Annotated in this window: 20 protein-coding genes; 3 read left to right on the top strand and 17 right to left on the bottom strand. The window is 68.8% G+C overall.

What is annotated here, in order from left to right; genetic code table 11:
• Positions 1–13: 13 nt before the first annotated feature.
• From C8E99_RS02835 to ftsY, 15 genes are all read right to left on the bottom strand, one after another.
• Positions 14–1,597 (bottom strand): YifB family Mg chelatase-like AAA ATPase, encoded by a 1,584-nt coding sequence (locus tag C8E99_RS02835; protein ID WP_245952047.1) that lies wholly within the window; start codon positions 1,595–1,597, stop codon positions 14–16.
• The gene (locus C8E99_RS02830) at positions 1,594–1,998 is read right to left on the bottom strand and encodes a YraN family protein (protein WP_115931021.1); all 405 of its coding nucleotides are present in this window, start codon (positions 1,996–1,998) and stop codon (positions 1,594–1,596) included. Before C8E99_RS02830 ends, C8E99_RS02835 begins: the two co-directional genes overlap by 4 nt.
• A gap of 136 nt (positions 1,999–2,134) precedes the next feature.
• Positions 2,135–2,461 (bottom strand): DUF2469 domain-containing protein, encoded by a 327-nt coding sequence (locus tag C8E99_RS02825; protein ID WP_115931020.1) that lies wholly within the window; start codon positions 2,459–2,461, stop codon positions 2,135–2,137.
• Complete coding sequence (locus tag C8E99_RS02820; RefSeq protein ID WP_115931019.1) at positions 2,458–3,270, bottom strand: ribonuclease HII; 813 nt, start codon at positions 3,268–3,270, stop codon at positions 2,458–2,460. The genes C8E99_RS02825 and C8E99_RS02820 overlap by 4 nt, the downstream gene beginning before the upstream one ends.
• Positions 3,271–3,304: 34 nt before the next feature.
• Positions 3,305–4,141 (bottom strand): signal peptidase I, encoded by an 837-nt coding sequence (gene lepB, locus C8E99_RS02815; RefSeq protein WP_115933170.1) that lies wholly within the window; start codon positions 4,139–4,141, stop codon positions 3,305–3,307.
• Between the two features lie 34 nt (positions 4,142–4,175).
• A complete protein-coding gene (gene lepB / locus C8E99_RS02810; RefSeq protein WP_115931018.1) occupies positions 4,176–4,922 on the bottom strand; it encodes a signal peptidase I in 747 nt (248 codons plus the stop codon).
• A 27-nt stretch (positions 4,923–4,949) separates the two neighbouring features.
• Complete coding sequence (gene rplS / locus C8E99_RS02805) at positions 4,950–5,312, bottom strand: 50S ribosomal protein L19 (protein ID WP_115931017.1); 363 nt, start codon at positions 5,310–5,312, stop codon at positions 4,950–4,952.
• 193 nt (positions 5,313–5,505) lie between these two features.
• Positions 5,506–6,258 carry a tRNA (guanosine(37)-N1)-methyltransferase TrmD gene (gene trmD, locus C8E99_RS02800; protein ID WP_115931016.1) on the bottom strand — a complete coding sequence of 251 codons (753 nt, stop codon included), beginning with the start codon at positions 6,256–6,258 and terminating at the stop codon, positions 5,506–5,508.
• Entirely contained in the window at positions 6,255–6,854 is a 600-nt protein-coding gene (rimM, locus tag C8E99_RS02795) for a ribosome maturation factor RimM (protein WP_115931015.1), read from the bottom strand. The genes trmD and rimM overlap by 4 nt, the downstream gene beginning before the upstream one ends.
• 178 nt (positions 6,855–7,032) lie before the next feature.
• Positions 7,033–7,272 carry an RNA-binding protein gene (locus C8E99_RS02790; protein WP_115933169.1) on the bottom strand — a complete coding sequence of 80 codons (240 nt, stop codon included), beginning with the start codon at positions 7,270–7,272 and terminating at the stop codon, positions 7,033–7,035.
• A gap of 2 nt (positions 7,273–7,274) precedes the next feature.
• Complete coding sequence (gene rpsP / locus C8E99_RS02785; protein ID WP_115931014.1) at positions 7,275–7,724, bottom strand: 30S ribosomal protein S16; 450 nt, start codon at positions 7,722–7,724, stop codon at positions 7,275–7,277.
• Positions 7,725–7,889: 165 nt separating this feature from the next.
• Positions 7,890–8,864, bottom strand: coding sequence for a VOC family protein (locus C8E99_RS02780; protein WP_425452906.1), 975 nt, complete (start codon positions 8,862–8,864; stop codon positions 7,890–7,892).
• 308 nt (positions 8,865–9,172) lie between these two features.
• Positions 9,173–10,774: a signal recognition particle protein gene (gene ffh / locus C8E99_RS02775; protein ID WP_115931013.1), complete on the bottom strand. Its 1,602-nt coding sequence runs from the start codon at positions 10,772–10,774 to the stop codon at positions 9,173–9,175.
• 120 nt (positions 10,775–10,894) lie between these two features.
• Complete coding sequence (locus tag C8E99_RS02770; protein ID WP_115933168.1) at positions 10,895–12,223, bottom strand: ammonium transporter; 1,329 nt, start codon at positions 12,221–12,223, stop codon at positions 10,895–10,897.
• Between the two features lie 213 nt (positions 12,224–12,436).
• Positions 12,437–13,642 (bottom strand): signal recognition particle-docking protein FtsY, encoded by a 1,206-nt coding sequence (gene ftsY / locus C8E99_RS02765; RefSeq protein WP_425452844.1) that lies wholly within the window; start codon positions 13,640–13,642, stop codon positions 12,437–12,439.
• A gap of 115 nt (positions 13,643–13,757) precedes the next feature.
• Here ftsY and C8E99_RS02760 point away from each other — a divergent pair, with 115 nt between their 5' ends.
• Positions 13,758–15,062, top strand: coding sequence for an MFS transporter (locus C8E99_RS02760; protein ID WP_115933167.1), 1,305 nt, complete (start codon positions 13,758–13,760; stop codon positions 15,060–15,062).
• Here the strand turns inward: C8E99_RS02760 and C8E99_RS02755 are convergent.
• Positions 15,019–18,807, bottom strand: coding sequence for an AAA family ATPase (locus C8E99_RS02755; RefSeq protein ID WP_115931011.1), 3,789 nt, complete (start codon positions 18,805–18,807; stop codon positions 15,019–15,021). The two genes, C8E99_RS02760 and C8E99_RS02755, sit on opposite strands and share 44 nt — an antisense overlap.
• A 25-nt stretch (positions 18,808–18,832) precedes the next feature.
• Complete coding sequence (gene wecB / locus C8E99_RS02750) at positions 18,833–19,963, bottom strand: non-hydrolyzing UDP-N-acetylglucosamine 2-epimerase (RefSeq protein WP_115933166.1); 1,131 nt, start codon at positions 19,961–19,963, stop codon at positions 18,833–18,835.
• A gap of 243 nt (positions 19,964–20,206) precedes the next feature.
• Between wecB and C8E99_RS02745 the strand changes: the two genes are divergently transcribed.
• Together C8E99_RS02745 and C8E99_RS02740 are read left to right on the top strand one after the other, a co-directional pair.
• The gene (locus C8E99_RS02745) at positions 20,207–21,091 is read left to right on the top strand and encodes an ABC transporter permease (RefSeq protein WP_115931010.1); all 885 of its coding nucleotides are present in this window, start codon (positions 20,207–20,209) and stop codon (positions 21,089–21,091) included.
• A complete protein-coding gene (locus C8E99_RS02740; RefSeq protein WP_115931009.1) occupies positions 21,091–21,993 on the top strand; it encodes an ABC transporter ATP-binding protein in 903 nt (300 codons plus the stop codon). Before C8E99_RS02745 ends, C8E99_RS02740 begins: the two co-directional genes overlap by 1 nt.
• The last annotated feature ends 2 nt before the right edge of the window (positions 21,994–21,995 follow it).

Genomic DNA, 21,995 nt, shown 5'->3' with positions numbered 1-21,995 from the left:
TCCACGTTTTCATTCATGCTGCGTTCTCCCCATCTCCCCGTCGCCGGAGGTACAGGGCCGCGTCCACGTCTTCCGCCTCCGGCCGGTCCGCATCCCGCAGATCCGCCATGGTCCAGGCCAGTCGCATGACGCGGGCATGACCCCGGGCGGTGAGTTCTGCTCGATCCAGGGCCGCGTCGGCTCCGGCGCGTGCCCGAGGCTCGATGGCCAACGGTCCGTCCCGCAACACGGCCGCCGGGATGTGGGCATTGCGGGACAGTCCGAAGGGACTCAGCCGCGTGGCCTGCCTCTCGACCGCAGGCAGGATGCGGCTCAGGACGGTGGCCGAGTCCTCTCCTCCGGCCCCGGAGGTCAGGGCAGCCGCGTCCACCGCCGGAACCGTGACCTGGATGTCCACCCGATCCAATAGAGGGCCGGAGAGTTTGGCCGTGTAGCGCCGCCGTTGCAAGGACGTACACCGGCACTTGCTGCCGCGCCCGCCGCCCCAACCGCAGGGGCAGGGGTTCGCTGCGAGCACCAATTGGAAGCGGGACGGGTAGCGCACCGCCCCGGAGGACCGGTGCAGGGTGATGGCGCCGGACTCCAGGGGCTGACGCAGGGCATCCAGAACGCGCCGGTCAAACTCGGGTGCCTCATCCAGGAACAGCACTCCGCCGTGCGCCAAGGATGCGGCCCCGGGCCGGGCGATGCCTGAGCCACCACCAACCAAAGCCGCCATGGAGGCGGAATGGTGGGGCGCCTGGAACGGGGCCCTGCGGATCAGCCGGGCTGCGTCCTGCGGCCGTCCAGTCAGTGACCGTACCGCGGTCGCCTCCAGAGCCGTCTGGTCGTCCAACGGCGGCAGGATGCCGGGCAGGCGTTCGGCCAACATCGTCTTGCCCGCCCCCGGACTCCCCTCCAACAGAACGTGATGTCCCCCGGCCGCAGCCACCTCCAGGGCAAAGCGGGCCTCGAACTGCCCCGAGACCTCCGAGAGATCGGGTTCGTGTCCCCCCTTCAGAGAGGCGGAGGTGGCCCTGTCCTCGCCACCCGACGCCGGCGCCCGTGCCGCCACGGCACTGGCCAGTGGGGGCTCCGGTTCGCCGCCGAAGGCCCGAATCACCTCATGCAACGAGCGGAACCCACGCACCCTGGCGCCGGGCACCAGGGAGGCCTCATCCGCCGATTCCTCGGCCACCACGACATCCGGATACCCGGAATCGACCGCCGCCATCACAGAGGGCAGGATCCCCGGCGCGTGGCGCAACCGGCCGTCCAGCCCCAGTTCGGCGAGGAACACGAGCCCGTGCACGCCGTGCACCTGGCGGTCGGCGGCATAGGCGGCCATCACGATCCCCAAGTCGAATCCCGGCCCGCGTTTGTGCAGTGCCGCCGGGACCAGGTTCACGGTCAAATGCCTCCGGGTCAGCGGCAACCCGGAGTTGCGGGCGGCGGCCTTGATCCGGTCCCGGCTCTCCTGGAGCGATTGGTCCGGCAGGCCGAGCAGGACGAAGCCGGGCAGCGTCTGGCCGATGTCCGCCTCGACCTCCACCAGATGGCCGTGCATGCCGGTGAGCGCCACGGCCAGGGTCCGCCCCATGACGGCAGCCGCACTCATGGGCGGATGTCCTTGAGGACCTCGACGGTCAGGCCCCCACCAGCCGGGAGCAGGACGGAGACCGCGTCCACCCGCCAGCCGGCCAACCCCCGCAACTCCGGGTGCGCAGCCGCCCATTGAAGTGACAACCGGTAGAGCCGGCGGAGTTTGCGCGGGTTGATGGCCTCGAAGGGGTGCCCGTAGCCGAGACCGCGGCGAGTCTTGACCTCCACCGCCACCCACCACCCCTGGTGGATCCCCACGAGGTCGATTTCACCATCCGGGCAGCGCCAATTGCGGTCCACGATCTCGTAGCCCTGGTCCTGCAGCCACCGGGCGGCCACGTCTTCCCCGAAGCGGCCGAGTGCCGTGTGGGCTGATGATTGCTGCGGCCGGCGACCGGCCGCGGTGGATTGCTCCATTGATGTACCTCCACGTACCAGCCTGCTCGCTCGCAGGGCTGCGTGGGGCGTGGCGGCTGGTCACTGTGGATGCTGAGAGTGAACCGGTGCGCTGTGGAGGAACGCGTCGGCTCTGCGGTCACGACCGGCTCTCCGGTTACGGCAGGGGCGGCCCGTCCTGGGGCAGCTGAAGGTCGTCGCTCTGCGGGAGTTCCTCCACGTTGACGTCCTTGAAGCTGAGCACCCGCACCCGCTTGACGAAGCGGGCGGTGCGGTAGATGTCCCACACCCAGGCGTCCTCCATCAGGACTTCAAAGAACACCTCACCGCCTTCAGATCGGGCCTTCACCTCGACCGCATTGGCCAGGTAGAAGCGGCGTTCGGTCTCCACCACGTACCGGAAGAGGCCGACCACATCGCGGTACTCCCGGTAGAGCTGAAGCTCCATCTCGGATTCGTAGTTCTCGAGTTCGTCGCCGCTCATGCCGTCCATTCTCCCTGCTGCAGGCCCTGCTCCCGGCCCTGTTCCGGCCTCTGCGGCCAGACCGGGGTCGATTCCTGGCCCCGGGACAGGCCCAGGTTCCAGCTCATCCGATGGTAGGGGCTCGGCCCCCGGTCCAGGATGGCCTGCCGGTGCACCGCGGCCCCGTAGCCCTTGTTGCCCTCCCAACCGTAGTCGGGAAAGGCCTCCGCCAGGCCGGTCATCAGCCCGTCGCGTTCCACCTTGGCCAGGATCGAGGCGGCGGCCACGGTGGCACATGTCGCATCGGCCTTGACCTGGAGGTGCACCGCACCGGGGCCGGGGGCCAACCCGACGCTCGCCTGAAGAGGGGAACGCGGCAGCCAATTGTCACGCCCGTCCAGCACCAGCGCATCCGGGATGCGCCCCAGATCAGTCGCCACTCGGTGCCAGGCCCGCCGACCCGCGAGGGCCAGGGCTGCGGAGATCCCGTACCGGTCGATCTCCCCCGGTTCCGCGTGCCCGACGGCGGCCGCGGCACCCCAGGCGAGGATCTCGGGGACCAGCGCCTCCCGACGCTTGGCGGACAAGACCTTGGAGTCACGGACGGCCGGTTGCGGGCCGGCGTCGGGCAGGGCCGCGACGACGACCCCCACGCTCACCGGACCGGCGAGGGCACCCCGGCCCACCTCGTCCATGCCGGCGACCAGCAGCGGGCGCCCGGTGCGCCCGACGTCGCCAGCACCTGCGGGTGAGGCGAGGGCCAGCCGCTCCGCGACGAGGGACAGCTCGACGGACAGGTCGGGGCCGTGCACGACGGTCCGCGTGGTCATGCGAGCCGACGTCCAGCTCGGCGGCTGGCGGGATTCATTCGGACTCCGTCCGGGCCGCCTCGGGATCCGGGACGTGCTCGAAGGCGTCGCGGTTGCCGCCGGCATCTCCCCAGCGGGAGAGGGGCCAGGCGATGACCTCGGCGCGGCCGGTCACGTCGTCCAGGCTGATGAAGCCGTTGCCCGGGCCGTCCTGGTGCATGCGGGAATCGGCGGAGGCGTCCCGGTGGTCGCCCATGACCCAGATCTGGCCTTCGGGCACTGTGACGTCGAAGGGGATGTCCGAAGGGGCTGACCCCGGGTGCAGGTACGGCTCCTCGACCGGGGTGCCGTTGACGGTGAGCATCCCCTCGGCGGTGCAGCACTCCACCCGGTCCCCCGGCAGGCCGATGAGCCGCTTGACGAGGTGCTGCTCGGAGGAGTTCGGCATCAGGCCGATGAACTCGAGGGCCTCGCGGACGGGGTTGGACGCCACCGGGGCCGGCTCTCCGAGCCATCCCTTGGTGTCCTCGAAGACCACCACGTCACCGCGCTCCACATCGAAGGGGCCGGGGACCAGGAGGTTGACGAAGATCCGGTCATTGATCTGCAGCGTCTGCTCCATGGACCCGGAGGGGATGTAGTACGCGCGGAACAGGAAGGTCTTGACCAGGAAGGAGGCCAGCAGGGTGATGAGCACGATCAGGACGACTTCACGGACCGCGAGCCAGAGCCGGTGCCCTCCAGACGGTGCACCGGCATGGTCCGTGGCCGGGCCGGCGACATGACCAGCATCGTGGCCTGCGGCGGTTTCGATGGGGGTCTCGGCGGGGGTCGTCCCAGAGCCTTCCCCTCGAGGGGCCTCAGGTGCCCCCGGGTAGTTCTCCTGGGCCATCTCGCCATCCTCTCCGCTGGTCCGGCTGTCCACTCTACCGCTCGCCCGCTCCAGGACCGGGCTCCAGCGGGGTGCGTCGCTCCACGGGCCACGCGATGCCGGTCACCTTCCCGATGACCTTGGTCTCCTCGACCATGCCGCCGCCCGGGGCGCCCAGGAGGCCGCGCGAATCGAGGGAGTGGTGGCGGTTGTCCCCCAGGAGGAACAGCCGCCCCTCGGGCACCTCGGCGGTGAACGAGGTGCGGGAGGCCGGCGGCTCGGCGAGATAGTCCTCCGGGACGGCCTCGCCGTTGACCTTGAGCAGGCCGTCAGCGCTGCAGCAGGAGACGGTGTCCCCGCCCACGCCGGCCACCCGCTTCACGTAGGCGGAGGTGTCCGGTGCCAGGCCGAGCCATTGCAGCGCCTCGTCCACCGCGCGGGCCGGCGCCGGCCGGGAATCGTAGGGCGCGAAGCTGCCCTCCCCGTCCACGACGACCACGTCGCCCCGCTCCACGGGTTCGGCCGCGTAGGCCCCTCGGTCCACACTGATGCGGTCTCCGGGGAGCAGCAGTGGCTCCATGGACTCGGAGGGGATGCGATACAGATCCGCCACGGTGCTGCGCAGCAGGGCAGCGGCCAGCACGGCGGCGATCAGCACCGCGCCGACGAGGACGGCCCAGGCCCGGGCGGGATGTGCCTCGAACGCCGCCCGGAGACGACGACGCCGCGGGCGCCGGTTCCCCAGGGGGTTCCGGCGCCCGCGGCGCTGACGAGGCGACGAGTCTGACGACAAGTCGGTCATCGGATCATGATCATGCGGAGACGCAGATCAGGCCTTCTTGGTCGAGAAGTCGCGCTTCTCCTTGATCTTGGCGGCCTTGCCGTGGCGATCGCGCATGTAGTACAGCTTGGCGCGGCGCACGTCACCGCGGGAGACGAGCTCGATCTTGTCGATGACCGGGGAGTGCACCGGGAAGGTACGCTCCACGCCGACGCCGAAGGACACCTTACGGATACGGAAGGTCTCGCGCACGCCATGGCCGTGGCGGCCCATGACGAAGCCCTGGAAGACCTGCACGCGGGCGGTCTTGCCTTCGACGATGTTCACGTGCACCTTGACGGTGTCACCGGGGCGGAAATCGGGAACGTCGTTGCGCAGCGAGGGCGCATCGAGGGAGTCGAGAATATGCATAGTGATACTCCTGGTGAACGCCACAGGTCATCCACGTCATCAGCGGCACGCCGGCCGGTGCCTCCGGAAGTGGAGGCGTCGGGATGGGCATGCCCAAGCTAGGGACCGGTTGACCCGTCTGGGTGCCGGTGGGCCAGACTGTCGGCATCCGCCCCCTGTGGCAGGTCGGATGTCCAGTTGACACAGCTGACCATTATGCCAGATCCGAGACCGTCTTGTCTCCTGGCACGGTGGACTCGGGCGGCAACAGGTCCGGGCGCCGGGCCCGGGTGCGGGCCAACTGCTGGTCGTGCCGCCAGGCGGCGATCCGCCCGTGGTCGCCGGACAGCAGGATCTCAGGGACGTCGCGCTCACGCCACGAGGAGGGCTTGGTGTAGACCGGGTACTCGAGCAGTCCGTCGCTGTGGGACTCCTCCACGAGGGATTCCGGGTTGCCGACCACCCCGGGAACCAGTCGCCCCACGGCCTCGATCATCGCCAGGGCCGCCACCTCTCCGCCGTTGAGGACGTAGTCACCGAGGGAGACCAGCCGCACCTCGAAGAGCTCGGCGGCCCATTCGAACAGTCGCTCGTCGATCCCCTCATAGCGTCCGCAGGCCACCACGAGGTGGTCCGCCCCGGCCAGCTCCTGGGCCACGGACTGTCGGAACAACGTGCCCGACGGCGTCGGCACCAGCAAGACCGGACGCGCACCATCGGCGTCGTCGGCGTCAGCTGCGGAGGCTGCGATCGCCTCGAGCGCCAACGCCCAGGGCTCCGGCTTCATGACCATGCCGGCACCCCCGCCATAGGGGGTGTCGTCCACGGTGCGATGCCGGTCGGAGGTGTGGTCGCGCAGGTCGTGGATGCGGATGTCCAGCAGGCCCTCCCGGCGGGCCTTGCCGATCAACGAGACGTCGAGGGCCTGGAGGTACTCGGGGAAGATCGTGACGACGTCGATCCTCATGCAGGATCCTCCGCTGCAGAGCTGCCATCAGCCGTGGGGTCGTTGAGCGTCAACAGGCCCGGCGGTGGCGTCAGAGTGATCGTGCCGGACTCGGGATCAACCTCCGGGACGATCTCCTCGACGAACGGCACGAGCGCGCTGGTTCCGCCGTCGAGCTCCACCTCCAGCAGGTCCTGGACCTCTCCGGTGACCAACCCGGTCACCGTGCCGACCTTCGTGCCGTCGACCATGACGGCCAGTCCGACCAGGTCCTCCTCGTACCAGGCGTCATCCTCCCCCGCCTCCTCCGGCTCGGCGAAGAGCTCGGTGCCGCGGAGTGCCTCGGCCTGGTTGCGGTCGGCCGCCTCCTCCAGGGCCAGCAAGAGGATGTCCTTGTTCCACCGGGCCCGGACCACGGTCAGCGTCCCGTCCCGGCCGGCGCCCTGACCGCCACGGCGGCCCTGCAGCACCGCTCCTGGGCTGAACCGCTCTCCGGGCTCGTCCGTGAACACCTGGACGGTCACCTCACCATGGATGCCATGGGGCTTGCCGATCCTCGCGACGCGGACCTGCTCGCGGTCGTCCCGGGGCGGGGTCTCAGCACCTGGCTGCGGCATGTTCGTGGGGTCCTTTCGGAGGGAAGGCAAGAAGAAGACAAGAAGACAAGAAGAAGGTCAAAAGAAGGTAAGAAGGTCAGGGACGACAATGGCCCGCGCCGGACGGTGTCCGGACACGGGCCATCATGTCATGCGGCCGCGCCGCTACCGCAGAGCGGGACGGAGCGGTTCGGTACAGCTACCGGCGGCGGTCGGTGTCCACGACGTCGACCCGGACCGCGTGGCCGGCGAGGCCGCCCAGCACGGTGCGCAACGCGGTGGCGGTCCGGCCCTGGCGGCCGATCACCCGACCCAGGTCGGCGGGATCGACACGAACCTCGAGGACTTCGCCGCGACGGTTGTTCCGCAGGTCGACCTGAACATCTTCCGGGGAATCCACGATTCCCCGGACCAGATGTTCGAGCGCTTCCTGCAGCATGGTCACTCGGACTTCTCGTCGGCCGGAGCCTCGGCGGAGTCGGCGGCGACCTCGGTGGCTTCAGCGGCGTCGGCAGGGGCCTCAGCGGCATCCTTCTTCGGCGTGATGGCCTCCGGGATGATGACCGAGCCCTTCTGCGGAGTCACGAAGGACTCCTTCGGCTGCTTGGTCCTCAGAGTGCCCTCGGCACCCGGCTCACCCTTGAACTTCTGCCAGTCACCGGTGATCTTGAGGATGGCGTGCACCTGCTCGGTGGGCTGGGCGCCCACGGACAGCCAGTACTGTGCCCGCTCGGAGTTGACCTCGATGAACGAGGGCTCCTCGGTGGGGTGGTACTTGCCGATCTCCTCGATCGCACGGCCATCGCGGCGGGTGCGGGAGTCCATGACGACAATGCGGTAGTACGGGGCGCGAATCTTGCCGAAACGCTTCAGACGGATCTTTACGGCCACGGGTGTGGTAGCTCCTGGTTCTTGGTTTTGGCGCAGCGTACACGCCGGCCGTGGGGTTGGCGCGGGGTGGTGTGCTACTGACAGAACGGCCGGCCGGAGTGATAGAGGGTCGCCCGGACGGCAGTTCAGTACCGTCCCATTCTGCCAGACACCCGGCTATTTCTCCTAGTTCACCCGAGGGGTGTCCTCCTTCGTCTCGGGCGCGGCCTCCGCGCTAGGCCCAGCATCGGTCCCGACGCCGGCCGGCACCTCGGCCTCGGAGAGCACGAGCAGCGTGTTCCACGGGTCGCGGACCTCGAGGCCGCGCCCGGTGCGCTGGACGGCCCGGCCGGCACTCTTGAGCCGGTCCTCGGCGGACCCCAGCCCCTCGCCCTGCGGCAGCGTGATCTCCACGGATCCCAGACCGAGTGTGTTGCGGCGGGGCCCGACACCGGTGGAGTTCCACGTGTTCATCGCCATGTGGTGGTGATACCCGCCCGCGGACACGAACAGGGCCATGGTGCCGAGCGCGGTGGTCTTCTCGAAGCCGAGCTCCCGGATATAGAAGTCCTCTGCCTCCAGGACGTCCCCCACCTGAAGGTGGACGTGTCCCACGGCGGCGGGCGCGGTGGTCAGCCGGTTCACGGCCTCCTCGGTGAGGTGCGTGTCCAGGTACCGGTCCCACGGCAGGTAGATGGTCGTCATGGCCACCTGGCGGTCGGAACCCCACTGCCACTGGTCACGCGGCCGGTCGACGTAGAGTTCGATGCCGTTGTTGTCCGGGTCCTGGAAGTAGAAGGCCTCAGAGACGAGATGGTCAGAACTGCCGACGAACCGCGTGGGGTCCAGGCGCACGGCCGAGTAAACCGTGGCGGCGAGATCGGCAGCCTCCTCGAAGAGGATGGCCACGTGATAGAGGCCGGCCTCACCCTCAGTCGGGAGCTTGAGGCCGCGTGCCTCCTCGATGCCGACAAGCGGCACGCCGGACCGACCCAGGACGACATGGGGGCCATCCTCGGCCAGGGCGACGAGGCCCAGGGCCTGCTCGTAATAGGCCCGCAGGCGTGCCACGTTGTCCGACTTCAGGGTCACCATCCCCATGGACAGGCCGGCGGGCAGCAGATCGGCGACGGGGCGCCCACTGATGGGCTGATGCTGCATGGACTGGCGCCGCAGGGCAACGGGATCCGCAGCGGTCTCAGAGGCGGTGAAGGACATGACTGGTCTCCTCGGGTTCGGCCCGGTATCTACTCGGGCTGGTGGCGTCTGCGGGCGGCACTGCGGATTCACTGGCTCGTGTCACCCGGTCAGCGCCTTCATCACATCACAACTCAGTTGACGCTTCAAGTATTCCACTGCCCGGTGCGGTGTGACCAGAACCACCCGGCCCACCAGAGGAACCAGTCCAGCCCGGAAACGCCAGAGGGCCGCAACCACCGTGGTGGTTGCGGCCCTCGAGTCGTGCCGGCTCAGTTGCCGCCGAGGTACTTCTCGAACCCCTTGGGAAGGTTCAGTGACGACGGGTCGAAGCCGCCGTCCAGACCGCCCTCGACGCCCTGACCGAAGGCAGAACCTGCGGCCGGGGAGCCAGACCGCTTGCGGCGGTCCTCGAGTTCACGCATCTCCTGGGCCGCCTTGGCCGGGTTGCCCGACTTGGGCTTGGCCTTCTTGCCCTTGCCCTTGCCCTTGCGGGCGCCGCCGGCCCCACCGGCTCCACCTCCGGGCATCCCGGGCATTCCCGGCATGCCGCCGCCGGCCGCCATCTTCTTCATCATCTTCTGGGCCTGACCAAAACGCTCCAACAGGCCGTTGATCTCGGAGACCTGGACACCGGCGCCGCGGGCGATGCGGGCCCGGCGGGAGCCGTTGATGATCTTGGGGGCCACCCGCTCGTGCGGAGTCATGGACCGGATGATGGCCTCGATGCGGTCGATCTGCCGCTCATCGAACTGCTCGAGCTGCTGACGCATGCCCTGAGCCCCGGGCATCATCATCAGGAGCTTCTTCATGGAGCCCATCTTCTTGATCTGCTGCATCTGATCAAGGAAGTCGTCGAGGGTGAAGTCCTCTTGGTCCACGAACTTCTGGGCCATCTTCTCAGCATCGGCCCGGTCCCAGTTGCGCTCAGCCTGCTCGATCAGGCTCATCACGTCACCCATGTCCAGGATGCGTGAGGCCATACGGTCCGGGTGGAAGACCTCGAAGTCGCCGAGGTTCTCACCCGTGGAGGCGAACATCACGGGCTTGCCCGTCACCGAGCGCACCGAGAGGGCGGCACCGCCGCGAGCGTCGCCGTCGAGCTTGGAGAGCACCACGCCCGTGAAGCCGACACCCTCGTTGAAGGCCTGGGCCGTGGCCACGGCATCCTGGCCGATCATGGCGTCAAGGACGAAGAGGACCTCGTCCGGCTGGACCGCCGCGCGGATGTCCGCGGCCTGCTGCATGAGCTCGGCGTCCATGCCGAGACGGCCGGCGGTGTCCACGATCACGATGTCGTTGTACTTGGCCGTGGCCTCGGCCACGCCGTTCCGGGCCACCTGCACCGGATCCCCGCTGGGATCCTCGAACTCACTGGAGACGCCCGGGTGCGGGGCGTAGACCGGCACGCCGGCCCGCTCGCCATTGACCTGGAGCTGCTTGACCGCATTGGGGCGCTGGAGGTCAGCCGCCACCAGCATCGGGGTGTGGCCCTGTTCCTTCAGGTGCTTGGAGAGCTTGCCCGCCAGAGTGGTCTTACCCGCACCCTGCAGGCCGACGAGCATGATGACCGTCGGGGGATTCTTCGCGAGGTTCAACCGCCGCGTCTCACCACCGAGGATGGCGACCAGTTCCTCGTTGACGATCTTGACGATCTGCTGGCCGGGATTCAGGGCCTGGCTGACTTCTTCGCCGAGGGCCCGCTCCTTGACGTGACTGATGAACTCCCGCACCACCGGAACGGCCACGTCAGCATCCAGCAGGGCCCGCCGGATCTCACGGGCAGTGGCGTCGATATCCGCTTCGGACAGGCGCCCCTTGCCCTTCAGGTTCTTGAAGGTGGCGGCCAGGCGATCGGACAGGGAGTTGAACACTGCGGTGCTCTTCCTTCGGTGGTTGGGGGTGGCGGCGGAAACTACCAGTTCCCAAGGGTATCAAGTCAGACCGAGCGGGGGCCCCGCTCGCTGGCGGGGCCCCCTGGCGAACGTGACTCCCTACTTCACGCCGACCGAGGTGGCCTCCCGGTCTGCCGGAGCCGCAGCAGTCACCGTCTCCTGCTCTCCGGTGTCCGGGGATTCGGAATAGGACGTTCCCATCCCGCCGCCACCGAATTCGTAGGCGTTCTCGCTGTGCAGGGACCGGTCCAGACCGGCCTCTTCCTCTTCAGCGGTGACGCGCCACCCCATAGTGGCCTTGAGGGCGATACCGATCACGAAGGTGACCACGCCGGCGTAGACGACGGCGACCAGTACGGCCACCACCTGAGCCAGCAGCAGAGAGGCGTCGCCGCCATAGAACAGGCCGGCGCGGCCGTCCTCCAGGGGCCGGCCGAGCAGGCCGATCATGACGGTGCCGATGATGCCTGCGACCAGGTGCAGCCCGACGACGTCCAGGGAATCATCGAAGCCGAGCTTGTACTTCAGGCCGACGGCCAGGGCACAGGCGGCACCGGCGATGAAGCCGATGATGAGGGCGCCCACGGGATCGACGAAGGCACAGGCCGGGGTGATGGCCACCAGTCCGGCCACGATGCCGGAGGCACTGCCGATCGAGGTGGCGCGCTTGCCGCGGATCCGTTCGGTCAGCAACCAGCCGAGCATGGCGGCTGCCGGGGCCGCGAGGGTGTTGACCCAGATGAGGCCGGCCTCCGTGGCATCGCCGGCGGCGCCGCCGTTGAAGCCGAACCAGCCGAACCACAGCAGGGTGGCGCCGAGCATCACGAAGGGGATGTTGTGGGCGCGGTGACCGGGGTCCGTGCCGAAGCCTTTGCGCTTGCCGAGCAGCAGGGCGATGACCAGGGCAGCCACGCCGGCGGAGATGTGGACGACCAGTCCACCGGCGAAGTCGACGGCCTCGCCCACGGCGCTGCCGATGACACCGTCGGCGGAGAGCAGTCCACCGCCCCAGACCATGAAGGCCAGCGGGCAGTAGACGGCGGTGACCCAGATCGGGACGAAGACCACCCAGGTGCTGAACTTGGCGCGGTCAGCGATGGCACCCGAGATCAGGGCCACCGTGATGATGGCGAAGGTGGCGCCGAAACCGATGCCGATCAGGTCCTCGGTGCCGAAGGAGCCGTAGAGCCCGAAATCGGCGAACGGGTTGCCGAATATCTGGGCGATGCCGTCACCGCCGGTCATGTTGTAGCCCCAGAGCACCCAGACCACGGCGACCAGGCCGATGGACACAAAGGACATCATCATCATGTTCAGGGCGGCCTTGGCGCGGGTCATGCCGCCATAGAAGAAGGCCAATCCGGGGGTCATCAGCAGCACCAGGGCGGCACACACCATGGTCCAGACATGCCCCGATGTCAGTTCAATCGTTTCCACTGTTCATCCTCTCGCCGAAGGACCACCCGTGGTTCCCGGGCGGGGATGGCCCGGGAGATCGTGCGGTGTCGCGACGGGTTGCGACCGGTCCCGCTTAAGAGAATGCGCGTGGCGTGTTTCACGGTCCTCGTCAGGATGTTTCCCCGAGATGACGATCGTCCGGCGGCGGTAAACAGCATGTTTCGCCGCGGGCAGCACGACGGCTCAGTCGAGCAGGGCCTCCACGAAGCCCTCGGCGTTGAACGGGGCGAGATCGTCCGGGCCCTCGCCCAGGCCGACGAGCTTGACCGGGACGCCGAGCTCACGCTGGATGGCCACCACGATGCCGCCCTTGGCGGTGCCGTCAAGCTTGGTCAGGGCGATGCCGGTGATGTTGACGACCTCGGCGAAGACCTTGGCCTGGGCCAGGCCGTTCTGTCCGGTGGTGGCGTCCAGAACGAGCAGCACCTCGTCCACGGCCGCCTGCTTCTCGATGACGCGCTTGATCTTGCCCAGCTCGTCCATGAGGTTGGCCTTGTTCTGCAGACGCCCGGCGGTGTCCACGATGACCACGTCCGCCTCCTGCTCGATGCCGGTCTTCACGGCCTCGAAGGCCACCGAGGCCGGATCGGCCCCATCCTCGTGGGAGCGGACGGTGTCCACGCCCACGTGTGCACCCCACGTGGCCAGCTGCTCGGCAGCGGCCGCACGGAAGGTGTCAGCGGCGCCGAAGACGACATGGCGGTCCTCGGCCACGAGCACGCGCCCGATCTTGCCGACGGTGGTGGTCTTGCCAACACCGTTGACGCCGACGACCATCATCACGGCCGGGCGCCCATCCTTGCGGGAGGCGTCCAGGCGGCGGTCCATGTTCGGATCGACCATCTTGACCAGTTCCTCGTGGAGCATGGCCTTGACCTGTTGGGGGTCGCGGGACCCCTCCACGGTGACGCGTTCGCGCAGGTTGTCCACGAGTTCCATGGTGGGCTCGGTGCCGAGGTCCGCCAGCAGGAGGGTCTCCTCCACCTCGTCCCAGACGTCATCGGTGATGTTGTCCGTGGACAGCAGCGCCAACAGGCCCTTGCCGAAGATGCTGTTGGACTTGGCCAGGCGCGCACGCAGCCGCGCCAGTCGGCCGGCCACAGGAGCCGGTGTCTCCAGCTCGGGGGCGGTCGGTGCCTCGGCCTCCACCACGTCTGTGGCGGGCACGGGGGCGGCGACCGGCGCCTCGGGTTCGGCGACCGCGGTACCCGCGTGGCCGGCGTCGTCCGTCTCCGGACGATCGAGGACCGCGGTGCTCCCAGTACCGCTGGGGCCCGGATCATTGGCGTCACGAGTGGTCGGGTAGACGCCCCGGGGGCTCTTGGGCCTGCGGTCGATGAAGACCAGCAGGACCAGGCCGACGAGCAGGACAGAGGCAAGCGAAATCAAGATGATCGGATCCACCGGACCAGTCTGTCACAGCTCCCCCGTGGTTCGCGGTGGTACGCCATGGCCGGCTATGGCCGGGGCGGGCAGGCGGACCGCAGGTGGCAAGATGGAGGGCATGGCGCGCACGAGGAACACCGGGCAGGAGCGGGATCCGCTCCCCATCCCCCGGGAAATCAAGGTTCTCATCGCCGCCGCCTTCGTCATCGCCATCGGCTTCGGCATCATCGCGCCGGTGTTGCCCCAGTACGCCCAGTCGTTCAACGCCTCCGCCACGGCCGTGTCCGCCGTGGTCTCCGCCTTCGGGCTCACCCGGCTGCTGTTCGCCCCGTTCTCTGGGCGCATCACGAGCCGGTTCGGCGAGACCCCGGCCTACATGGCCGGAGTGCTGATCGTTTCGCTGTCCATGTTCCTCATCGCGTTCTCGCAGGAGTACTGGCAGCTGTTGTTCTTCCGTGCGCTCGGCGGCATCGGCTCCACCCTGTTCACGGTGTCCGCGATGGCGTTCCTGGCCCGGAAGGCGCCCCCAAGCATCCGCGGCCGGGTCTCCGGGGCGTATGCCTCGGCGTTCCTGATCGGCAACATCGCCGGCCCGGTGGTCGGCTCGGTGCTGGCGGTATTCGGTTACCGGGTGCCTTTCTTGATCTACGGCACGGCCCTGGTCGTCGCCGCCGGACTGGTGTTCTTCCTGCTCCGGGACTCTCGGCTGGCCGACCGCGGCAAGCCGGACACCCGGCCGGACATGAGGCTGGCCGAGGCCTGGGAGCGGCCCGCCTTCCGCGCCGCACTGACTTCCTTCTTCGCCAACGGCTGGGCGACCTTCGGGGTGCGGAACTCGCTGACGCCACTGCTGGCCGCCACCGCCTTCACGGGCACCGGATTCTGGCTCGACGGACCACAGATCGCCGGTGCAGCCCTGTCCCTCTTCGCGGTCGGAAACATCGCCGCGGTCACCTTCTCCTCACGGCTGTCCGACGTGCACGGCCGCAAGCCGCTGATCATCATCGGTCTCCTGGTGGCGGCGGCGGGCACCGCCGTGATCGGCTGGATGGACAACCCGTGGCTGTTCTTGGCCCTGTGCGTGGTGGCCGGATCCGGCACGGGCACACTCAACGCACCGCAGCAGGCAGCCGTGGCGGACATCGTGGGCCAGGAGCGCAAGGCCGGCCCCGTGATGTCTACCGCCCAGATGGCCTCCGACCTCGGGGCGATCTCCGGTCCGCTGATCGCCGGGCTGGTGGTGGACACGGCCGGTTTCGGATGGGCCTTCCTGCTCACCGGCGGCATCCTGGCCGTGGGCGCCATCTCCTGGGCCTTCGCCCCGGAGACCAATCTGCCGGTGGCTCCGGGAGGCCCTCGGACGGGCGCCCTGCCGAAGGTCAGTCCGCCGGAGCGGCCCGCAGCGCCTCCAGACGCTGGCTGATGACTGTGCTGACGCCGTCCCCTCGCATGGAGACCCCGTAGAGGGCGTCCGCGACCTCCATGGTGCGCTTCTGGTGGGTGATGATGATCAGCTGGCTGTCCTGTTGCAGCTCCCGGAAGATCTCCAGCAGCCGCCCGAGGTTGGTGTCGTCCAAGGCGGCTTCCACCTCGTCCATCACGTAGAACGGGCTGGGCCGGGCCTTGAAGATCGCCACGAGCATGGCGACGGCGGCCAGTGAGCGTTCACCGCCGGACAGCAGGGACAGCCGCTTGACCTTCTTGCCCGCCGGCCGAGCCTCCACCTCGATGCCCGACTCGAGCAGGTTGTCCGGATCCGTCAGGAACAGCCGCCCCTCACCGCCGGGGAACAGGGTGGCGAAGACGTGCTGGAACTGGGCGGCGGTGTCCTCGAACGCGGCGGAGAACACCCGCAGCACCGTGTCATCCACGTCCTGGATGATCTTCAGGAGGTCCCGTCGGCTGGAGTCCAGGTCCTCGAGCTGACCGGACAGGAAGCGGTGCCGTTCCTCCACGGCGGCGTACTCCTCCAGCGCCAGCGGGTTGACCCGGCCCAGCGCGGACAGTTCACGCTCGGCCCGGCGCAGCCGCTTCTGCTGTTCGGCGCGCTCGTACGGCACCGTCTCGGGCTCAGCGTCGGTCTCGGTGCCGGCCTCCGCGCCGGGATCGGTGTCGATCTCGGTGTTGGTCTCGGTGTCGGTCTCGGTGTTGGTCTCGCTCCGATCCGCGGGCGGTGCCAGCGGAACCGGCAGGTGCGGGCCGAAGTGCTCCAGCAGGTAGTCCCCGGTCATGCCGAGGTCATCGAGGGACTTGTCCCGCAACTGGTCCAGCTTGAGCTGCTGTTCCTGCCGGGCCATCCGGGCCACGTGCAGCCGGTCCTTGGCCTGTGCCACCACCGAGCGGTGGTGCTCAGCGGTGCGCTGGAGCTGTTGCCTCCGCGCCGCGAGTTCCTCGCCACGGCGGTCCAGTTCCGTGCGGTCCTGATCGGCGCGGTCCACGGCGTCCTGCACACGTTCCAGTCCCTGTGTCAGTGCCTGTGCGACCGCCGAGATCCGGGTCAGCCAGGCCCGTCGCTGTTGCTCGGCCCGCTCGCGCTCCTGGTGGGCCAGCGTGGCCGCCGAGACCTGGCGGCGCGCCTGCTCGGCCCGCGCTGCGAGCTGGGACCGGCTGGTCTCGGCGGCCCTCAGCGCCAACCTTGCCTCGGTCTCCTGGTGCCGGGCGAGGCTGGCCTGCTCCTCCGCCCTGTCCCGCGCCTCCGGGTCGGGAATGGCCGCCGTGTCGGCTGACGGGTCCGTGGTCAGTTCTTCCGAACTGGTCGGTTCCGCGGTGGGGGCGGTCTCGGCCCGCCGTGCCTCCTCCTCGGCCTGCCCGACGCCGGCCGTCGCCTCCGTGAGGCGATCCCGCAGGGCGGTGAGCTCGGCGCGCTGGCGTTCCACACCGTCGTCGGCATGGGCCAGCTGCTGGTTGAGCCGGGCCAGTTCCTCGGTGACCGCCGTGAAGCGGGCATCGGAGGCGTCGAGGGCCTCGAGTGCGGCGGTCTCGGCAGCGGTGGCCTCCTCGGCCTCCCGAGCCAGCCCCGAGCGTTGGAACCGGAGCCGCTCGACCTCATGGGTGGCCTGCTCCGCCACCCCGGCCGCCTGGTCCGCCGCGGCCTGACGCTCCAGCCGACTACCGGATCCGGCCCCGCGCCCGTCCGCCCATCCCTGACCCACCACGTGCCCGTCCCGGGTGGCCAGGCGGACCGGCACACCCCGGTAGTGCGACGGAAGCAGTCCCCCGTCCAGGAACGCGGTGGCCGTGGCCAGGTCCTCCACGAGCACCGTCCCGGCCAGCAGGGACCGCACGGTGTCCGCGACCACGTGTTCCGCACTCGACGGTTCCGAGGCGGCTCCGGCGATCGTGGAGTTCCCCTCCGGAAGCTGGACCACGGACCCCGCGTCCGTCGCCCCCTCGGGGAGTTCGGCCCCCGGCGCCGCGGAGCCGGCAACGGTAGCGGTAGATGCGGTTGAAGCATCCGTGCCCGGCACCCAGGGGAACAGCAGGCGCGCATCTGCTGCGCCGGCGTCGGCCAGCCGACCAGCCGCCTCGACGGCCGGGGCTAGGCCATCGAGGACGAGTTGCTCCGCAGGTCCGCCGAGGGCGGCGGCGATGGCAGCCTCCCAGCCGCCCTCCACGGTCAGGACCTCGGCGAGTGCGGTGGGCGCCAGATCTCCGAGAGCCGTGACGGCGGCGCCGGCCTCCGGTTCGAGGGCCTCGGCCAAGGCGTCCCGACGGGCCAGGGCGGCGCCGTGGGCCGATTCGGCGGCAGCGAGGGCCTCGTCGAGCCGAGCCAGGCGTTCGCGCAGCCGATCGGCAGTCTCGGCCGCGGCCTCATAGGCCGCATCGAGTTCCTCCTCGGAATCAAGCGAGCCGGCCAGTCGGTTCTGGTGGTCCGCCAGTTCGGCGCGCAGCGACTGCGCGGCCCGCTCGCTGTCCGCCAGCCGGGCGGTGGCCTTCTCGCACTGCGCCTGGAGAGACTGCTCGGTCGCCTTGGCGGCCTCGATGCGACCCGCAGCGACGGCGGCCGCCTGGCGCCGATCCGCGGCCTGTTGCAGCAGCCGCGTGTAGGTGTCGGATGCCGCCCGGGCCGCGACTTCGGCACGCTGGCGCTCTGTGGAGGCCCGCTCGAGCTCGGATTGGGCCGTCACCACGGCGGTCTCGGCCTCGGCTGCCTCGGTTCCGGCCCGGTCGACGAGGTTTCGCGCCGTCTCCGGGTCCGGGCCCGACGGCGCCGGGACCGGCTGACTGCGGGAGCGTTCCCGCTCGGCTGCCACGGCACCCAGGGAACGGTACCGTTCGGCCAGGGTCGAGAGCCGGTACCAGTGGTCACGGGCGGCCGCGGAGGCCTGCCCGGCCGTGGCGACGTCCGTGGCCAGCTCGGCTGCGGCCTCCTCGGCCCGGGCGACTTCGGCCTCCGCGGTGGCGACGGCCTGCTCGAGCTCCCGGTCTCCGGTGCCCAGCTGCTCCAGGGCCACCTGCTGCCGGAACAGGTCGTCCGCGAGCAGTCGGGACCGGGCATCACGGACGTCGAACTGGATCCGCTGCGCCTTACGGGCGGTCTTGGCCTGCTTGGACAGCGGCCCGAGCTGACGGCGTACCTCCTCGGAGAGGTCCCGGACACGGTCCAGGTTCGTGCGCATCGACTCGAGCTTGCGGACGCTGCGCTCCTTGCGCCGGCGGTGTTTGAGCACCCCCGAGGCCTCTTCGATGAAGCCGCGGCGCTCCTCCGGACTGGCCTGCAGGATCCGGTCCAGCTGTCCCTGGCCCACGATCACGTGCATCTCGCGGCCGAGACCGGAGTCGGACAGCAGCTCCTGGATGTCGAGCAGTCGGCAGGAGCTGCCGTTGATGGCGTACTCGGATCCCCCGCTGCGGAACAGCGTGCGGGAGATGGTGACCTCCGAGTACTCGATCGGTAGGGCGCCGTCAGCGTTGTCGATGGTCAGAGACACCTGGGCGCGCCCCAGCGGGGCCCGCCCGGAGGTGCCGGCGAAGATCACGTCCTCCATCTTCCCGCCGCGCAGGTTCTTCGCCCCCTGCTCCCCCATCACCCAGGAGAGGGCGTCCACCACGTTGGACTTGCCCGAGCCGTTGGGGCCCACCACGGCGGTCACGCCGGGTTCGAAGTGGAAGGTGGTGGCCGAGGCGAAGGATTTGAAGCCGCGGACGGTCAACGTCTTCAGGTACATGGGCGTTGGGTCTCGTGGTCGAGGGTCAGTCGGCGAAGTCCGGTAGGCGTTCCCCGCGTCCGAGCAGGGCCCGCACGGCGGCCACGGTGCGGACTGCGGCGCGGCCGTCACCGTAGGGGTTCACCGCGTTGGCCATGACCTCATAGGCCCCGGCATCGTCCAGCAGGGTCGAGACCTCGGTGACCACGCGCAACTCGTCCGTGCCGATCAGCTTCACCGTTCCGGCGGTGACGGCCTCGGGGCGCTCAGTGTTCTCGCGCATCACCAAGACGGGCTTGCCGAGGCCCGGCGCCTCCTCCTGCACGCCGCCGGAATCCGTCAGGACCACGTGGGCCACGGACAGCAGGTGCGTGAACTCGCCGTAGGCGAGCGGCTCGGTCACGATGACGTTGGTCCGGCCCTCGACCTCCGGGAGGATGGCTTCCCGGACCACCGGATTGCGGTGGGCCGGCAGCACGAAGTCCACGTCCGGGTACTGCTCCGACAACCGGGCCAGGGCCCGGCCGACGCCGCGCATGGCCTCGCCCTGGTTCTCACGCCGGTGCGTGGTCACCAGCACGAGACGGCGTCCGCTGTCCGCCAGTTCTTGAAGTTGTGGGTCGGAGAACGGCACCGCCTTCTCCACGACCTCGTACAGCGCGTCGATCACCGTGTTGCCGGTGACCACGATGTCGTCTGGGTTGACCGCCTCACGCAGCAGGTTGTCCCGGCTGGTCGTGGTCGGGGCGAGGTGGAGGCTGGCCACCTGGGTGGTCATCTTGCGGTTCGCCTCCTCGGGGAAGGGCGAGAAGAGGTCGAAGCTGCGCAGGCCGGCCTCCACGTGCACCACGGGGATGCCCCGGTAGAACGCGGCGATCGCGCCGGCCGTCGAGGTGGTCGTGTCACCCTGGACCACCACCGCGTCCGGCTTCACGTGCTCGAAGAGGGCGTCCAGGCCGTCGATGGTCCGCGTCATCACACCGTTGAGCGTCTGGCGGGGACGGATGATGTTGAGATCGTGGTCAGGGACGATGCCGAAGAGTTCGTTGACCTGATCCAGCATCTCCCGGTGCTGTCCGGTGACGGTCACCTCGCACTCGATGTCATCCGACTCCTGCAGCGCCTTGATGATCGGAGCCATCTTGATGGCCTCCGGGCGGGTGCCGTAGATCGGCATGATCTTCAACTGTCCTTGGTTCACGGTGTGTACGCACTCCTCATTCCGGTGCGGGTGATGGCCCGCCGTTTGTTGCCTCCCAGCCTACGGGGCAGACTATGGGTTCTGACCCGCCGTGACCCGGTCGACGCTGTCCGCGTCCCACGGATGGCCTGGTCCGCGTTGCTATACTGTCCGTCGGCGTCAGCCATGTTGCCGCCGACGGCAGGATGGCGCGAGCCGCACTTGAACGGAAGGACCTAGGTGAACACCACCGAAGACACCGGGGACTCCGGAACCCGCACGATCGCCCTTGATCGGAACGGTTTGATCCGCGTCGGCGCCAGGCCAAGCCTGTGGCGGTACCTGCGGCAGATCTGGGAGTTCCGGAGCTTCGTCCTCTTCGACTCGAAGTCACGGATCGCCGGGGGCAACAGCACTAATTCACTGGGCCAGATCTGGCTGGTGCTGAACCCGATCCTCAACGGCGCCACGTACTTCTTCGTCTTCGGCCTGCTCCTCGGGACCGGCCGCGGCATCGAGAACTTCATCGCCTACCTGATCATCGGCGTGTTCATGTTCCGCTTCACCTCCTCGGCGATCACCAGCGGATCCAAGGCCATCATCAGCAACCGCTCCGTCGTGCGAGCCTTCTCCTTCCCCCGGGCGACGCTGGCCTTGGCCGTGAACGTCCGGGAACTCATGGTGCAGATTCCCGCGTTCATCACGATGTTCGTGTTGATCCTCGCCTTCCCCCCACTCGAAATAGTGTCCTGGAAGTGGCTGCTCTTCATCCCGCTGGTGGGTGTGCAGTTCCTGTTCAACCTCGGTCTGAGCCTGATCCTGGCCCGCCTGGTCACCCGCTTCAACGATGTGACCAACCTCATCACCTTCGGCACCAGGATCTGGCTGTACCTGTCCGCCGTCTTCTTCAGCATCGACCGGTTCGCGGACCACCCCACGATCCTCTTCATCATGCATTTGAACCCGATGTACTGCATCCTGGAGATCGCCCGCGACAGTCTGCTGTATGACACCTGGCCGGATCCGAACCGGTGGCTCGTCCTCGGCGCGTGGACCCTGGTTCTGCTGGTCGTCGGCACCTTGTTGTTCTGGCAGGCCGAGGAAAGCTACGGACAGGAGAAGTGATGACGGCAGCAGAGGCCGCGCCCAGTGCGGTCACGTCGCCCTCGACCCAGGCGGCCGTGGTGATCGACTCGGCCTCCATGACCTATGTGGTGCGGTCGATCCGCCCCGCCCCACGGCACCAGACCCTGCGGGACCGGCTCAGCCGCGCCGGGTCCGGAATCGAGATCTCCCATCTCGAAGCCCTCAAGCCCCTATCCCTGGTGGTGGAGCACGGCGAGAGCGTGGGGGTGATCGGCACCAACGGTTCGGGCAAGTCCACCCTGATGAAACTGGTCACCGGCCAGCTCGCCCCCACCAGCGGATCCGTCTACGCCACGGACACACCCATCATGCTGGGGGTCAATGCCGCCCTCGTCCCGCAGATCTCCGGCGAGGACAACATCATCCTGGGCTGCCTGGCCATGGGCATGACGCGGGCCCAGGCTGATGAGAAGTTCGATTCCATCGTGGAGTTGTCCGGACTGAAGGACTCGCTCCATCTGCCGCTCAAGGCCTATTCCTCCGGCATGGCCTCCCGCTTGCAATTCGCCATCGCCACCAGCGTGGACCCGGAGATCCTGGTGATCGACGAGGCACTGAACACCGGTGATGCCCAGTTCCGCGAGCGCACCCGCCAACGCATCAATGTGCTGCGAGAACAGGCCGGTTGCGTCTTCCTCGTCAGCCACTCCCTCGGCACCATCCGGGACATGTGTACCCGGGCCATCTGGATCGAACGTGGTGAGCTGCTGATGGACGGGACGCCGGAGGACGTCACCGGCCGCTACCAGGAGTATGCCGGCCATATGGGCAAGAAGCACGACAAGAAGGCCGCGGATCTCCTGGACAAGTGCCGCAGTGAACTCGTCCGCACCAAGATCGTCTGGAATGATCAACGCTCCCCGTCCTCGCCCACCCCGTGACC

The sequence above is a fragment of the Citricoccus muralis genome (genome assembly GCF_003386075.1).
GTDB lineage: Bacteria > Actinomycetota > Actinomycetes > Actinomycetales > Micrococcaceae > Citricoccus > Citricoccus muralis.
This window is presented reverse-complemented; position numbering and strand designations above follow the sequence as displayed.

What these genes read in the sequence shown, in the direction of transcription:
- rplS (WP_115931017.1), bottom strand. Translation starts at nt 5,312, where the DNA reads ATGCATATTCTCGACTCCCTCGATGCGCCCTCGCTGCGCAACGACGTT.
- C8E99_RS02780 (WP_425452906.1), bottom strand. Translation starts at nt 8,864, where the DNA reads ATGCAGCATCAGCCCATCAGTGGGCGCCCCGTCGCCGATCTGCTGCCC.
- trmD (WP_115931016.1), bottom strand. Translation starts at nt 6,258, where the DNA reads ATGAGGATCGACGTCGTCACGATCTTCCCCGAGTACCTCCAGGCCCTC.
- lepB (WP_115933170.1), bottom strand. Translation starts at nt 4,141, where the DNA reads ATGGCCCAGGAGAACTACCCGGGGGCACCTGAGGCCCCTCGAGGGGAA.
- C8E99_RS02790 (WP_115933169.1), bottom strand. Translation starts at nt 7,272, where the DNA reads ATGCTGCAGGAAGCGCTCGAACATCTGGTCCGGGGAATCGTGGATTCC.
- C8E99_RS02760 (WP_115933167.1), top strand. Translation starts at nt 13,758, where the DNA reads ATGGCGCGCACGAGGAACACCGGGCAGGAGCGGGATCCGCTCCCCATC.
- C8E99_RS02755 (WP_115931011.1), bottom strand. Translation starts at nt 18,807, where the DNA reads ATGTACCTGAAGACGTTGACCGTCCGCGGCTTCAAATCCTTCGCCTCG.
- C8E99_RS02825 (WP_115931020.1), bottom strand. Translation starts at nt 2,461, where the DNA reads ATGAGCGGCGACGAACTCGAGAACTACGAATCCGAGATGGAGCTTCAG.
- C8E99_RS02820 (WP_115931019.1), bottom strand. Translation starts at nt 3,270, where the DNA reads ATGACCACGCGGACCGTCGTGCACGGCCCCGACCTGTCCGTCGAGCTG.
- C8E99_RS02830 (WP_115931021.1), bottom strand. Translation starts at nt 1,998, where the DNA reads ATGGAGCAATCCACCGCGGCCGGTCGCCGGCCGCAGCAATCATCAGCC.
- C8E99_RS02740 (WP_115931009.1), top strand. Translation starts at nt 21,091, where the DNA reads ATGACGGCAGCAGAGGCCGCGCCCAGTGCGGTCACGTCGCCCTCGACC.
- wecB (WP_115933166.1), bottom strand. Translation starts at nt 19,963, where the DNA reads ATGCCGATCTACGGCACCCGCCCGGAGGCCATCAAGATGGCTCCGATC.
- rimM (WP_115931015.1), bottom strand. Translation starts at nt 6,854, where the DNA reads ATGCCGCAGCCAGGTGCTGAGACCCCGCCCCGGGACGACCGCGAGCAG.
- C8E99_RS02835 (WP_245952047.1), bottom strand. Translation starts at nt 1,597, where the DNA reads ATGAGTGCGGCTGCCGTCATGGGGCGGACCCTGGCCGTGGCGCTCACC.
- lepB (WP_115931018.1), bottom strand. Translation starts at nt 4,922, where the DNA reads ATGACCGACTTGTCGTCAGACTCGTCGCCTCGTCAGCGCCGCGGGCGC.